Annotated in this window: 10 protein-coding genes; 5 read left to right on the top strand and 5 right to left on the bottom strand. The window is 75.7% G+C overall.

Annotated features, from left to right (window positions below; translation table 11 throughout):
* Positions 1-3: 3 nt before the first annotated feature.
* From ACWG52_RS08700 to cbiE, 4 genes are all read right to left on the bottom strand, one after another.
* Positions 4-567 (bottom strand): GNAT family N-acetyltransferase, encoded by a 564-nt coding sequence (locus tag ACWG52_RS08700; RefSeq protein ID WP_389813899.1) that lies wholly within the window; start codon positions 565-567, stop codon positions 4-6.
* 68 nt (positions 568-635) lie between these two features.
* The gene (locus ACWG52_RS08695; protein WP_389813902.1) at positions 636-1,451 is read right to left on the bottom strand and encodes a cobalt-precorrin-6A reductase; all 816 of its coding nucleotides are present in this window, start codon (positions 1,449-1,451) and stop codon (positions 636-638) included.
* A complete protein-coding gene (gene cobM, locus ACWG52_RS08690; RefSeq protein WP_033218014.1) occupies positions 1,441-2,190 on the bottom strand; it encodes a precorrin-4 C(11)-methyltransferase in 750 nt (249 codons plus the stop codon). The genes ACWG52_RS08695 and cobM overlap by 11 nt, the downstream gene beginning before the upstream one ends.
* A complete protein-coding gene (gene cbiE / locus ACWG52_RS08685) occupies positions 2,187-3,443 on the bottom strand; it encodes a precorrin-6y C5,15-methyltransferase (decarboxylating) subunit CbiE (RefSeq protein ID WP_389814239.1) in 1,257 nt (418 codons plus the stop codon). Before cbiE ends, cobM begins: the two co-directional genes overlap by 4 nt.
* 191 nt (positions 3,444-3,634) lie before the next feature.
* Between cbiE and ACWG52_RS08680 the strand changes: the two genes are divergently transcribed.
* Entirely contained in the window at positions 3,635-4,582 is a 948-nt protein-coding gene (locus ACWG52_RS08680) for an oxidoreductase (protein WP_389813905.1), read from the top strand.
* Positions 4,583-4,906: 324 nt separating this feature from the next.
* Here ACWG52_RS08680 and ACWG52_RS08675 read toward each other — a convergent pair whose 3' ends face one another.
* On the bottom strand, positions 4,907-5,875 hold the full coding sequence (locus ACWG52_RS08675; protein ID WP_389813908.1) for a trypsin-like serine peptidase: 969 nt from the start codon (positions 5,873-5,875) through the stop codon (positions 4,907-4,909).
* Positions 5,876-6,103: 228 nt separating this feature from the next.
* Between ACWG52_RS08675 and ACWG52_RS08670 the strand changes: the two genes are divergently transcribed.
* Genes ACWG52_RS08670 through ACWG52_RS08655 form a run of 4 tightly spaced genes read left to right on the top strand, consistent with a single transcriptional unit; the run spans position 6,104 to position 14,238 of the window.
* Positions 6,104-7,402, top strand: a complete 1,299-nt coding sequence (locus ACWG52_RS08670; protein WP_389813911.1) for a hypothetical protein — start codon at positions 6,104-6,106, stop codon at positions 7,400-7,402.
* On the top strand, positions 7,399-9,483 hold the full coding sequence (locus ACWG52_RS08665; RefSeq protein WP_453128363.1) for a VMAP-C domain-containing protein: 2,085 nt from the start codon (positions 7,399-7,401) through the stop codon (positions 9,481-9,483). The genes ACWG52_RS08670 and ACWG52_RS08665 overlap by 4 nt, the downstream gene beginning before the upstream one ends.
* 31 nt (positions 9,484-9,514) lie before the next feature.
* Positions 9,515-10,645 (top strand): AAA family ATPase, encoded by a 1,131-nt coding sequence (locus ACWG52_RS08660; protein ID WP_389813917.1) that lies wholly within the window; start codon positions 9,515-9,517, stop codon positions 10,643-10,645.
* Entirely contained in the window at positions 10,642-14,238 is a 3,597-nt protein-coding gene (locus tag ACWG52_RS08655; protein WP_389813919.1) for an SAV_2336 N-terminal domain-related protein, read from the top strand. Before ACWG52_RS08660 ends, ACWG52_RS08655 begins: the two co-directional genes overlap by 4 nt.
* Positions 14,239-14,256: the final 18 nt, after the last annotated feature.

The raw sequence follows: 14,256 nt of genomic DNA, 5'->3' as shown, positions 1-14,256 counted from the left end.
GCCTCAGCGGGAGCCCGACGCACCGCCCGCCGGCGCCGCGTCCCGCTCCAGCCGGAACAGCACGTTCGGACGCAGCGGTCCTTCGGGCGCGTCGGGGTCGTCGAAGTCGTCGGCCGGGTTCCGGGTCATCCCGAGCTTCCGCATCACCGCCTGGGAGCGGAGGTTGCCGGCCGTGGTCACGGCGAGGAGCTCGGGGAGCCCCAGCGTGTCGAAGCCGTGGGCCACGACCGCCCGCGCGGCCTCGGTGGCGTAGCCCACGCCCCAGGAGGCACGGGCGAGCCGCCAGCCGATCTCCACCCCGGTGAACGGCATGCCCTCGTCCACGTCGTCCATGCCCGCGAAGCCGATGAACTCGCCCGTGGCCCGGACCTCCACGGCCCACCAGCCGTAGCCCCGCCGGTCGAAGGCGGCCCGGAACCGCGCCATGGAGGCCTCGCTCTGCTCACGGGTGAGCGGGTCGCCCAGGTGCTCCCGAACCTCGGGATCGGCGTTCATCGCCGCCCAGGGGCCGAGGTCGGAGTCCCGCCAGGGGCGCAGGACGAGGCGTTCGGTGTGCAGCACGGTCATGCCGTCCACCCAACGTGACCCGGCCCCGGCAGGCAATTCCTTTTCCCCGGGGCAGAACCGGAGCCTGGCTACCGGCTCGTGGCGAGCCAGTCCCGCACGGCCTCGACGGAGCCCGTCTCCGGCACGCCCGCCGGCACCGCAGGGCGGCGTACGACGAGCACCGGGATGCCGGCCTCGCGGGCCGCGGTGAGCTTGGGGGCGGTGGCCGAGCCACCGCTGTCCTTGGTGACCAGGACGTCGATCCGGTGCCGGGCGATCAGCCCCCGCTCGTCGTCCAGGGTGAACGGACCCCGGTCCAGGAGCACTTCGAGGCGCGGCGGGACCGGCGGCGCCGGCGGGTCCACCGAACGCACCAGGAACCAGGTGTCGGTGAGGTGCGCGAAGGTGTGCAGGCCCATCCGACCGGTGGTCAGGAACGCGCGGGAGCCGAGGGCGGGCAGCCGGTCGGCCGCCTCGTCGAGGGAGTCCACGAAGGTCCAACGGTCGCCCGACCGCGGCGTCCAACCCGGCCGCCGCAGTGCCAGCAGCGGTACGCCCGTGCGGGCGGCCGCCCCGGCCGCGTGGAAGCTCATCCGCTCCGCGAAGGGATGGGTGGCGTCCACGACATGGGTGACGTCGTGGGCGACGATCCAGGCCGCGAGGCCCTCGACGCCGCCGAAGCCACCGACGCGGGTCTCGCCGGGCGGGAGCACGGGCGAGGTCACCCGGCCCGCGAGCGAGGTGGTCACCCGGCCCGAGGGGGCGGCCGCCAGCGCCTCCGCGAGGCGGCGGGCCTCCGTCGTACCGCCCAGGACCAGGACGTGGCGGGCCGGGCGCCCGTCCGGGCTGGGCTCCGGGCGGGGCTCCGGGCGCGGGTCCGGACGGGGGGCCGACTCAGCAGACATGCCGGTCACGCTCGGGCGAGTACAGGTGGCTGTCACGGAACTGCTCCGCGCCCAGCGTGCGGCCCACCACGATGACGGCGGTGCGCACCAGCCCGTGTTCCTTCACCTGCGGCGCGATGTCGGCCAGGGTGCCGCGCAGGATCAGCTCGTCGGGGCGCGAGGCCATCGCCACGACCGCCACCGGGCACTCGGCCCCGTAGTGCGGTAGCAGCTCGTCGACGACCCGGTCCACGTAGCGGGTGGCCAGGTGCAGCACCAGCAGCGCGCCGCTGCGGCCCAGCGTGGCCAGGTCCTCGCCCGGCGGCATGGGCGTGGCCTGCTGGGCGATCCGGGTCAGGATCACCGTCTGCCCGACGGTGGGGACGGTCAGTTCCCGCTTGAGGGCGGCGGCCGCCGCGGCGAAGGCCGGGACGCCCGGGACGACCTCGTAGGGGATGCCGGCCGCGTCCAGCCGCCGCATCTGCTCCGCGACCGCGCTGAAGATCGACGGGTCGCCGGAGTGCAGCCGCGCCACGTCCTGGCCCGCCGCGTGGGCCCGTACGTACTCGGCGACGATCTCGTCCAGGTTCAGCTGCGAGGTGTCGACCAGGCGGGCGTCCGCGGGGCACTCGGCCAGCAGCTCGCGCGGCACGAGGCTGCCCGCGTACAGACAGACGGGGGCGGCGGCCAGGGTCCGGGCGCCGCGCACGGTGATCAGGTCGGCGGCGCCGGGGCCGGCACCGATGAAGTACACGGTCATGTTCGATCCTTCTCCTCGGTCGACCCGGCGGTCGAGCCCTCCGACTTCGTCACGGACCACTGGGTGACCGGCATCGCCTGCCGCCAGCCCGTGAAACCACCGACCGGCACGGCGTGCGCGACGGCGAGCTTGACCAGTTCGCCGCCATGGCGTCGGTAGCGCTCGGCGAGCACCGCCTCCGATTCCAGGGTGACGGTGTTGACCACGAGCCGGCCGCCGGGGGCCAGCGCGTCCCAGACCGCGTCCAGCAGGCCGGGGGCGGTCAGCCCGCCGCCGATGAACACGGCGTCGGGGGCCGGCAGTCCGGCCAGCGCCTGCGGCGCGGCCCCGACGACCACGCGCAGGCCGGGGACGCCCAGCGCCGCCGCGTTGCGGGTGATGCGCCCGGCCCGCTCCGGGACGCGCTCCACGGCCACCGCCCGGCACGACGGGTGCGTCCGCATCCACTCGATGCCGATGGAGCCGGAGCCGCCGCCGATGTCCCACAGCAACTCGCCGGGGGCCGGGGCCAGCGCGCACAGGGTCGCGGCCCGGACATGGCGCTTGGTGAGCTGCCCGTCGTGCTCGTACGCGGTGTCCGGGAGGCCCGGGGTCGCGCCGAGCCGCGGCGCGTCGTGGGTCGGGTCGCGGCGGCAGTCGAGCGCGACCACGTTCAGGGGGTCGGCGGGCGCGTGGTCCCAGGTGTCGGCGTGGCCCTCGTACGTGTCCTCGCGCTCGGACCCGAGCTGTTCGAGGACCCGCATCCGGCTCGGGCCGAAGCCGCGCTCCCGCAGCAGTGCGGCGATCTCGCCCGGGGACGCGGCTCCGGCGCTGAGCACCAGCACCCGGCGTCCTTCGTGGAGCGCGGCCGCCAGCCGGGCCACCGGGCGGCCGACCACCGTGACCACTTCGGTGTCCTCCAGCGGCCAGCCCAGGCGGGCGCAGGCGTAGGACACCGACGAGGGGTGCGGGTGCACCCGCAGGGACCGCGGCCCGAGTTCCTCGGCGAGGGCGCGGCCGATCCCGTAGAACATCGGGTCGCCGCTGGCCAGCACCGCGATCCGGCGACCGGCGTGCTCGGCCATCAGCTTCGGCACGGCGGGCCGCAGCGGGCTCGGCCAGGCCACCCGCTCGCCGGCGCACTCGGCCGCCGGCAGCAGGTCCAGCTGGCGCGGCCCGCCGATCAGCACCTCGGCCGAGGTGAGAGCGGAGCGGCCGGCGGCGGAGAGCCCGGCCCAGCCGTCCGCGCCGAGGCCGACGACCGTCACGGGCATGGGGGGCGGCGGGGAGCTCACTGCGCGGTTCCTCGGGGACGGGAGCGGGAGGGGGTGAAGAGGGCGGACCCGCCGCAGCCTACTGGCCTGCGGATCCACGACCCGCGCCGCCCTGGCTCCGGCCCGGCGACAGCAGCGGAACACCCCCGCACTACCCTCGGTAACCCAGTGCCTTTCACGAGGGAGCCGCCATGCCGGGCCGCAACGCCACGCACATCCCCGACCAGAGCGGCCGCGTCGCCGTCGTGACCGGGGCCAACAGCGGGATCGGGTACGTCACCGCCCGCGAGCTCGCCCGGCGCGGCGCCCAGGTGGTGCTGGCCTGCCGGAGCGCGGCCCGCGGCAGGGCCGCCGTGATCCGGCTGCGCGCGGAGGTCCCGCGGGCGCGGGCGGAGTTCCTGCCGCTGGACCTCGCCGACCTGGCCTCCGTACGGGAGTTCGCCGCCGCCTACGGGCAGCTGCACGCCTCGCTGGACCTGCTGATCAACAACGCGGGTGTGATGGCCCTGCCGTACGGGCGGACCGTCGACGGATTCGAGACGCAGTTCGGGGTCAACCACCTCGGGCACTTCGCCCTGACCGGACTGCTGCTGCCGCGGCTGCGCGCCGCCGCCCCAGGGGCCCGGATCGTCAACGTCTCCAGCGGCTTCCACGTGCTCGGGCGGATCGACCCCGACGACGCGGGCCTCGCCGACGTCGGCGGCGAGCACGGCTACCGGCGCTGGATCGCCTACGGCCGCTCCAAGACCGCCAACCTGCTCTTCACCCACGAGCTCGCCCGCCGCTTCACGGCCGCCGGCTCCCCGATCACCGCCGTCGCCGCCCACCCCGGCTACGCCTCCAGCAACCTCCACTCCGGGGCGTCGAAGCTGGAGGGCCCCACCCTCACCTCACGGGTGGCCGCCCTCGGCAACGCGGTCCTCGCCCAACCCACCTCCTCGGGCGCCCGACCCACCCTCCACGCCGCCACCGCGCCCGGGGTCGAGCCGGACGCGTTCATCGGCCCCCGGTTCGGCTGGCGCGGGGCCCCCGCCCGGTCCTGGCGGGCCGGCTGGACCCTCGACGACACGTCCGGCGAGAGGCTGTGGGCCGCCTCCGAGAAGCTCACGGGAGTCTCGTACGCCGCCCTGCCGCGCTGAGCGGATCGCGCCGGCGCCCCGGCACGAGTCCGCCCGCCCCCGGGTCGCCTCCGGGCGCCCCGGCTCGGGACTGCCGCGCGCGCCCCCCGCACAGCAGAATCTGCGGCATGAACGACGACGAGCCGGACAACCACCCAGAAATCCGCGGCCGTCACGACCGCATCGACCGTCCTGGCCGGGGCCCGGGCCGGGACGGGTCGCCTCGGCCGCGCCGATCTCCTCGGCGGAGGCGGGCAGCAACAGCGCCATGTCCCGGTCCCGTCGATGTGCTGCCTGCTGCGCGATGCGTGCCGACGAGTCCGGCGACGCGGAACCCGAGACCGTTCAGGACTTGGTGGAGCGCTCGTACAGGGCGCGGACCGCGTCGCCGAAGCGGACGCTGTACGAGGTCTCCTCGTCCCCGCCCCCGTCCCGGCCGCCGATCACCCCGACCAGGGTGCCGCGGCCGGTCAGGACCGGGCCGCCACTGGTCCCGTTGGGTACGTCCGCACAGTCCAGCCGCACCTGCGTCGGCCCGGCCAGGACGGCCGTGTTCCGGCACTCCACCGGCTGCTCGGCGTAGTTCGGATAGCCCATGAGGCGGGCGGGCGCCGGTAGTTCGGTGCCGAAGTCCATGGTCAGGGCGCCCGTGACGTCCTCCAACCGCTGCCCCGGATAGCCCGGCCGGCGCAGCCGGAGCAGGGCGACGTCGTGATCGGGGTCCTGGTCCTGCGTCCAGTGCGGGTCCACGTCGATCCGGGTCGGCACCCAGATGCCGAACGGGGCCACCCCGTCCCGGTAGCCGGGCGCGAAGGCCAGATTGGTCCGGAAGCCGCCGGCGTACACGCAGTGCGCGGCGGTGGCGATGAGGTCGCCGCGCGGGGAGTGCACCACCACGGCCGAGCAGTGGTGGTCGGGGTCGCCGTCGCCGCCCGGGGAGAACAGCGCGCCGACGGCGGGCTCGGCCGGGGCGGGCCGGGCCTCCAGCGGGTCGGAGGGCTGCCACCCGGCGTACCGCCAGTCCACCGTGCCGCCGCCGGTGAAGGCCTTGTCGTCCTTCGGCGGCTCCGGGTCCTCCCGCACGATCCCGTCCAGCACCGCGGCCGCCGTCCTGTCGGCCCGCTCGGGGTCCTGCTGGTAGACGCCCTGCGCCGGATCGCCGTCCGCGCGGGTGGCGGCGATACCGCGCAGCTCCCAGGCGGCGTATCCGACGCCCGCGAGGACCACGGTGCACAGCAGGCCGACGACCATGGAGCCTCGCGGGGCGGACCGGCGGCCCCGCTCCCGTTCCCGCCCGTCAACCTTGCCGACCATGTGGTACTCCCGCCCCAGACGCATTCAGACTCTTCGTTCGATGGGGGAGCGGCGGCCCGGGTTCCGAAGGGCGGACGTGTCCGTGCTCACAGCCCCCGCAGCCGATTCCCCGGCCGGCGGCCCCCGATCCGCCCGCGCACGCCGAACTCGACGTTCCATGGCCCCTGTTACCCCCGCCGGGCTATGGTGCCGGGCGGGGGACGACTGCGCGAGGGGGGCCGGGCTGCGATGCGTTTTCTCTTTGTCCACGGTACGGGCGTACGGCGCGAGCGGCACGACAGGTTGTTCGCCCTGGTCCGGGAACGGCTGACGGACAGATTCCACGGAGCGGCCGTCGAATCCTGCTACTGGGGCGACCGGTTCGGCGCGACCCTCGGCGCGGGCGGCCGCTCGGTGCCCGGAATGCGCCCCGCCCCACGGAGCGCGCCCGACGCCGTGGACGCGGAGACGGCCGAGTGGGCGCTGCTGCTCGCCGACCCGCTGTGCGAGCTGCGGGTCCTGGCCGAGGTCGGCCGGCCCGGTCCCGGCGATCACGACGGCGGACACGGGGCCGACGCCGCCCACGCCGACGAGGACGCGGGCCACGACGACGGCTTCGCGATGCCCGGCGTACAGGCCGCCGGCCCCCGGGTGCTCGCCCTGCTGGAGGCCTTACCACCGGCACCGCCACGCACCGGTGACGAGCTCGGCGCCCTGCTGCACGGCACCGGCCTCGTCGCGGGCTTCGCCGCCGCCCTGGACTCCACCGCCGACTCCGCCGAGGCGGCCCGGGCCGCGGCCCGGGCCACCGACGAGCCGCAGGCCCGCGAGTTGGCCACCGCCCTCGCCCGGGCCGTGACCGCCACCGCCCTCGCCACCGCCGCCGTCACCGACGAGGCCGACTGCACCGCCGCCGAACGCGACCGCCTCGTCGAACTGCTCACCACCCGCCTCGGCGGCGACGGCCGGGTGCCGGGCGCCCGCGTCGCCGCCGTCCTCGGCCGGCTCGCCCTACGGGTCACCACCCAGCCGCTCCTCGACACCCGACGCGGCTCCCTCACCGTCGGCGCCACCCCCGTGCTCGGCGACATCCTGCGCTACCAGTCCCGCGGCCACGAGCTCCGCGACTTCCTGCACACCCGCATCACCGCCGCTCCGGGGCCGACCGTACTCATCGGCCACAGCCTCGGCGGGATCGCCCTCGTGGACCTCCTCACCCTCGCCGCCGCCCGCGGCGAGGCCGTCCCCGGAGCCGAGCTGCTGGTCACCGTCGGCTCCCAGGCCCCGTTCCTCCACGAACTGGGCGCACTGGCCGCGCTCGAACCCGGAGCGAAGCTCCCGTACGGCTTCCCGCGCTGGCTCAACGTCTACGACCGGCACGACGTCCTCTCCTACCTCGCCGAACCCGTCTTCCCCGGTGACGCGCGCGTCACCGACCACGAGATCCGCAGCCGTCAGCCCTTCCCGACCTGCCACAGTGCCTACTGGAAACAGCACTCCCTCTACGAGCGGATCGAACAGGCGGTGACCGAGGCGGAGATCGGGTGACTCCCGCCGACTTCCTGCCCCCGGCCCTCGGACCGCAGCGCACCTTCGCGCTCGTCGCCGGGGTCGAGCGCTACGACATCAGCCACCGCTGGAACCTACGGGGCCCGGCCCGCGACGCCCTGCGCTTCGCCCGGTGGCTGACCGGCCCCGCCGAGGTGCCGCCCGGCAACGTCCGGCTGCTGCTCTCCCCGCTCGACGAACCGGGCGACCTCGACTGGACGGACGCCCCGGCGATGACCGCCCTGCGCACGGCCTACCGGCCGGCGACCGAGGAGAACGTGAAGTCGGCGCTCCTCGACGAACTCCCCCAGTGCGACGGCGACCTGCTGTGGATCTTCTGGGCCGGACACGGCTACCTCGGGCCGCGCGAGGAGCTGATGCTGCCCTGCGCCGACGCCCGCCCCAGCCAGATCAGGCACCTCAACCTCGACTCGGCGCTGCGCTGGTGGCGCACCGACCTCGTCAAGCAACGCCGCTTCCCGCTCCAGGCCGCGCTCGTGGACTCCTGCCGGGTCGACGCGCCCCGCGACACCCGCTGGAACTTCGGCAACACCGACTACGGCGGCGGGAGTTCCGTCCCGGGCCGCAGACAGTTCCGGCTCTACGCCTCCCGCGAGGGCGAGGTCGCGCAGAACGACGCCGAGCGCGGCGCCGGCCGGTTCACCGAGGCCCTGCTCGGCGAACTGGGCGGACGCTCCGTACGGGAGAGCGTCAGCGGGCTGCCCGGCGCCGCCCTCAGCATCCACCGCACCTTCCAGGAGCTGCGCGAACGCGGCGAGGGCTGGCAGCTGCCGCAGTTCATCGTCGACCGGGACTGGGACGCCTGCTCCTTCCTCGACGACGACCTGACCCGGGCCGCACTGCCCCGGGCCGCCAAGCTCGACCAGGCGGCCTGGGACGGCCTCGGCACCCTCTTCGAGGGTCGCGAGCTGCCCCGCTGCGCCCACGAGGCCTACGCGTGGGCGTTCAAGGCGGCCGGCTGCACCACACCGGTGCACGCGGGCCTGCCGGGGGAGGGCCTGCTGGAGGTGGTCCAGGACCTGGACGAGCGGCAGGGCGGCCGCGGCGGGATGCCGCTGGCCGTGCCCTTCGTACGCTTCCTCGCGGACCGGGCCGCCACCGCGGGCGACACCCCGTGGGCGGACCGGCTCGGGGAGTGGGTGCGCGCCACCCGCGAGCGCCTCGCCCTGCCGGTGCTGCCCCCGCCCCCGCCGCCCGCCCGGCGGACCGTCGTGCACGTGCGGCTGGAGACGCCGCCGGGCGGGGAGACCGGGTTCCTGGCCCGGATGTGGCTGCGCGGCGAACAGGTCCGACACATCTGGGAGTCGGAGGGAGCGCCGGTCGGACTGGACCGGGTACGGGAGGAGCTCGTACGGCAACTCGCGCTCATCGGCGGCGCGTCGGAGCCCGACGGCGACGCCGGGCGGCAGGCGTACACCGTCGTGGACCGCGTCGAGTTCCACGTGCCGTACGAACTGCTCGACGCCGACTTCGACCAGTGGCCGGTGCCCCGCGGGCCGGCCGGCCGGCGCCGCGCCCTCGGCCTGCTCCACCAGGTGGTGGTGCGCTGCCCGCAGGAGCGCGCGGACACCCGGGCCGAGTGGCACGGCACCTGGCGCTGGCTGCACGCCCAGGGCGGCCGGCACCCCGACGCGGTCCGGGTCGTCACGGACGACGAGGTCACCGACGCGCTCGGGATGGAACTGGCCGCGCAGCCACCGCCCGCCTGCGTCCTCGCGCACACCACGGCCGCCCCGCACGCCGGGCTGCTCGAAGCCGTACTCGAAGGGGGGCTCCCCGTGGCCGTATGGCGGCGCGGCGGCGGCCTGCCCGCGCCCGCCCTCCTCGACCTGCTGGCTCCGACCGGGCCGGACGGCCGCCCCGACCCCGGCGCACTGGACGTGCTGGCCCTGCCCGCGCGCGTACGGGAGGTGCGCCGGGCGGCCGCAGTCGGCGCGGCGGGAGCCGCACGCGCCGCCGCGGGAGCCGCACACGCCCACCAACCACCCACAGGGGCAGACCAGTTGGTGCTCCTGTGGGACGATCCCGACGACATGCCGGGCCTCCGGTCCCTGGCCTGACCCCGACCACCGACCGACGGCGGAACCGAAGATGGAGGCAGAGGCAGTGGTGAAGGACTGGTGGCTGTACCACGGGACCGGCGAGGGCGCGGACCGGCGTGCCCGCCTGGAGGCCGGATTCCCGCCACCCTGGCGGGACTTCACCGGCGCCCCCGACCCCGGATACGCGCCGCCCGGGTGCGCGGGAGCGGCCTGGGAGCGCACCTGGCGGCGCGGCGAGGGCTACGTACCCGACGAACCGGAGAAGGACGTGGTCAACACGGCCCTGCACCTGCGCAGGCCGCTGCTCGTCACCGGGAAGCCGGGCGTCGGCAAGTCCACCCTCGCCTACAGCATCGCCTCCGACCTGAACCTGGGGCCCGTACTGCACTGGCCGATCACCAGCCGGACCGTCCTGCGGGACGGGCTGTACCTGTACGACGCCATCGGCCGCCTCCAGGAGGCCGGGCTGGAGCAACTGCGCACCCCGGGAGCACACCACGCGGCGGCCGAGGCCACGCCCCCGGCCCTGACCGAACCCGCGACCGCGACGCCGCCCGCGACCGCGCCCGCGCAGGACCCTCCCTCCGCACCGTCGATCTCCCGCTATCTGCGCCTCGGCCCCCTCGGTACCGCCCTGCTCCCGCAGGACCGCCCCCGCGTGCTGCTCGTCGACGAGATCGACAAGAGCGACATCGACCTCCCCGGCGACCTCCTCACCGTCTTCGAGGACGGCGGCTTCCTCATCCCCGAACTCGCCCGCCTCGCCCAGGAGGACCCCACCGTCGCCATCGGCACCGACGACGACCCCGACGCGGTCGTACGGATCACCCAGGGCCGCGTCCAGTGCCGCTACTTCCCCATCGTCGTCCTCACCAGCAACGGCGAACGCGACTTCCCGCCCGCCTTCCTGCGCCGCTGCGTCCGCCTGCACCTGGAGCCGCCCGGCCCGGACAAACTCGCCCGCATCGTGCGCCGCCGGCTCGGTGTCGACATCGATTCCGGCGAGGAGTACCAGGACCTCGTCCAGGCCTTCCTCGACCGCGGCGAGGACGGCGACCTGGCCACCGACCAGCTCCTGAACGCCATCCAACTCCGCCTCGCCGGCGCCTGGTCCGCGCCCGCGGACCGCGAACGCTTCCTCGCCACCGTCATGCAGCACCTGACCGGGCCCACGGCGTGATCGACAAGCTGCTCGCGGCCCTCGCCGACGGCACCGACCGTGCCGACGGCAGCGTCCCGAGCACCGGCATCGGGGCGGAGGAGATCGCCGACATCCTGTGGCTGGCGGCCCGGGTGGACCCCGCCGGGGCCCACCCGCCCGGCGACCCCGGCGCCGACCCGCCGGGCGAGCGGCCGCCGCCCCCCGACCCCCCTGCACCCGAGCCCGGCCCCACCCCCGGGGCCGGCGCCCCGCCCGGCGGCGAGCCGGCCGTCCAGCTCTTCCCGGCCGCCCGGCGCGAGTTCGCCGGGAAACCGGCCGACGAGGCCACGGAACGCCGCGGCTCACCCCTGCGACTGCCCCGCGCCGCCTCCCTCGACGACCCGCTCGCCCTGATGCGCTCCCTACGGCCCGTCGGTCGACGCTCCATCGGCGGCCCGGGGGAGGAACTGGACGAGCAGCTCACCGTGGAACGCAGCATCGAGCGCATGGTGACGACCCCGGTCCTGCGCCCCGCCGAGAGCCGCTGGCTGGACCTGGCACTGGTCGTCGACACCCACCACTCCATGCTGCTCTGGTCGGACCACGTGGACGAGCTCCGCCGCGTCCTGACCCGCAGCGGGGTCTTCCGCGACGTGCGCACCTGGCAGCTGACCGGGACCGGCCCCGGCGCGACCCCGATGGTCACCCACGGCCACGACGGCCCGCCCCGCAACCCCCTGGAACTGGCCGACCCGGCGGGCCGCCGGCTGATCCTCGTCCTCTCCGACACCGTGGCGGGCGGCTGGCGGGAAGCCCCGATGCGGAACATGCTCCGGCACTGGTGCGCCCACAACGCCGTGGCCGTACTGAACGTCCTGCCCGAACGGCTCTGGACACGCGGCGCCGTCCGGCCCGTCCCCTTCGCCGTCCGCGCCGACCGACCGGCCGCCGCCACCCGCTCCTGGCAGCGGGTCCCGGCCGCCCGCAGCGCCCGCGCCGGCCGTCGCCGCACCGCCGCCCCGCCCGGCCTCCCCGTGGTTCCCGTCGTTCCCGTGGTCGGGGTCGCCTCCGGCAGCCTGGCCCGGCTGGTGCGGGTGGTCTCCGGGGACGGCCGGTGGCGGCGCCTGGCCTGTCTGCGCCTGGACCCCGAACCCGCCGCCGCGAGCGCCCCGGAGGATCCCGCCCCGGCCGGCGGCCTCAGCGCCCTGGACGTGGTGGAACGCTTCCGGGCGAGCGCCTCGCCGACGGCCCAGCGGCTCGCCGCCCACCTGGCCGCCGTGCCGCTGACCCTGCCCGTGATGACCCTCGTACGGAGATCCCTGCTGCGCGACTCCGAGCACGGCCACCTCGCCGAAGTCGCCCTCGGCGGGCTCTTCGAGACCTGGGAGGACGAACGGGACCCGGGGGAAGTGGAGTTCGAGTTCCTGCCCGGCGTACGGGAGGCGTTGCTCGGCTCGCAGCTGCGGGGGGACGTGGCCGCCGTACGGGAACTGGTCCGGCGCCGGGTCTGGGAGTTCATGTCCCGCAACCGCAGCACCGGCCCGGACTTCTCCGCGACCCGGGTCACCACGGGCCGGGACGGCGTGCGCCGCGTGGCCGAGGGTGCCCTGCCGTTCGCGGCGCGACCCCCGCGGGAGCCGGGCCTGACCGACCGGGTCGTCCGGGTCCGCCACGACGCCATGCCCGAGCCGCAGGAGGTCGGCACCCTGCTGACGCCACGGCTGGTCCTCACGGTCGGCGAGGCACCACCCGCGCCGGGCGCGGTGACCTGGGTGCGGCCCGCCGACCGGGAGATCCCCTGCCGCACGGTGTGGTCCGACGACGCGACGCCCCGGATGCTTCTCCTCCGGGCCGACGAAGACCTGGTGGACCCGGCCCTCTGCGCCGAGCCGCTGCCCTGGCTGACAGCGGCGGACCACCACCGCGCGGACCGGCTACGGATCGACGGCCGCACCGACCAGGGGGACCCGCTCGCGCTGACCGGCGAGTCGGCCCCGCACGACGGCGGCCGCAACGGCGAACTCGTCCGCCTCTCGGGGGAACCGGAGGGCTGGACGCACTTCCGGGGCGGCCCGGTCTCCGTCGACGGCGCGCTGGTCGGCGTCGTCCACACGGTCTGGCGCAACCGCATGGTGTTCCTGCTGGCCGACGCCCTGCTGGAACAACCGGGCTTCCGCGCGGCGCTGGAGGGATCCGGGCGGGCCCAGGACCCGGACACCGGGGTGTGCCTGGCGGTACTGCCCGGCGACGACGGCTTGATCCCGATCGGGAGTTCGCCGATCTCGGAGACGAGGGACATGCTGGTCGAGCTCATCGCGCGGGCCCGTGTCGGCGGGCGGCTGAGTGGTGGCCAGGGGGACGAGCCGCTGCTCGTCGCCGTGGAACCGCCGGGTGCCCACGCCAGGGCGGGGCACCTGCTGTCCGCGCTGCGCGGGGTGGCGGTCGGGTACGGAGACCGGTGGATGGAGGGGACGCATCCTTCCCTCGCCGTGGCCTTGGGCATCGGGCCGCGCGAGGCCGGCCGGCTGGTCCGGCATCCCGCGGTGCTCGGGCTGCTGCGGCGGACGGCCGCCTCCGGGACGCTGGTCCTCGCCGTGTCCCACCGCCTGCACGCGGATCTCGACGGTCTGTTCGGGTTCCCCGATCCGGTCGAGCTGGAGCGGGTGGGCGCGGCGGACGAGGGCTGGGTGTCCGTCGGCCCGGAACCCGCCGCCGAACGGCTCGGGTACGTCCTGATGGAGGCCGACCGGCTCCTGGCCGAGACCGCCGACTGGCCGACCTGCGGGGTCGACGTGGGCGGGTCGGCGGCCTGTGTCGGCATCCGACTGCCCGGGTTCGGGCGGTGCCTGGCGCACCTGGAGGCGGAGGAGGAGCGGGCCTACCTGGCGACCCTCGCCCAGGGAGCGCCGGTGGACCTGCGGGGCACCACCTTCGCGGACGGTCTGCTCCCACGCCTGCTCTCGGCGCTGGAGCCCCGCTCTTCGGGACCGGTCCGGTTGGGGCCCGCCGCCTTCGAACGGGCGCACTTCGTGGACGACTGGAACCGGGTGGACGTCGAGTTCACGGACCGCGCCTCCTTCGTACGGGCCGTGTTCACCGGCCGGGCCGCGTTCGTGGGAGCGACCTTCACCGGCCCCGCCTCCTTCGACGGCGCGGTGTTCCAGGACGGCGGCGCCTTCGACCGGAGCCGCTTCCACGCGGCGAGCGGCTTCCGGCGTACGGTCTTCCGCGGCCCGGCGGCGTACACGAACGCCGTGTTCCGCGGGGAGGTGTCCTTCGCGGGAGCCGTGCTGGAGGACGCCGCGGACCTGAGCGCCATGCACGTGGCCGGCGCGGCCGACCTCGCGGGCACATCCTTCGGCGGTCGGGTCAGACTGAGCGGGACCAGGTTCGCCGGCCCCGTCACCTTCGCGTCCTCCACCTGGGAGCGTGAACTGACCAGCACCGACACCACGTTCGAACAGCCGGTGGACTTCCGGAACGCACACTTCGGGAGCGGGGTCCACTTCCAGGGCGTGCGTTTCAAGGCCGACCCGCAGCCCCCGCTCCCCGGCTGGCCGGAACGCTGGAGCACCGAGGAGCGCCCGTACGGGGGCCGGGACATCCGGCTGATCTCCGGCGACGGCACCTGACAAGGCCGCCCGGGCGGC

It is taken from the genome of Streptomyces sp. CLCI03, from assembly GCF_053615355.1.
The sequence above is the reverse complement of the archived record's forward strand: the minus strand, read 5'-3'. Positions and strand labels throughout refer to the sequence as shown.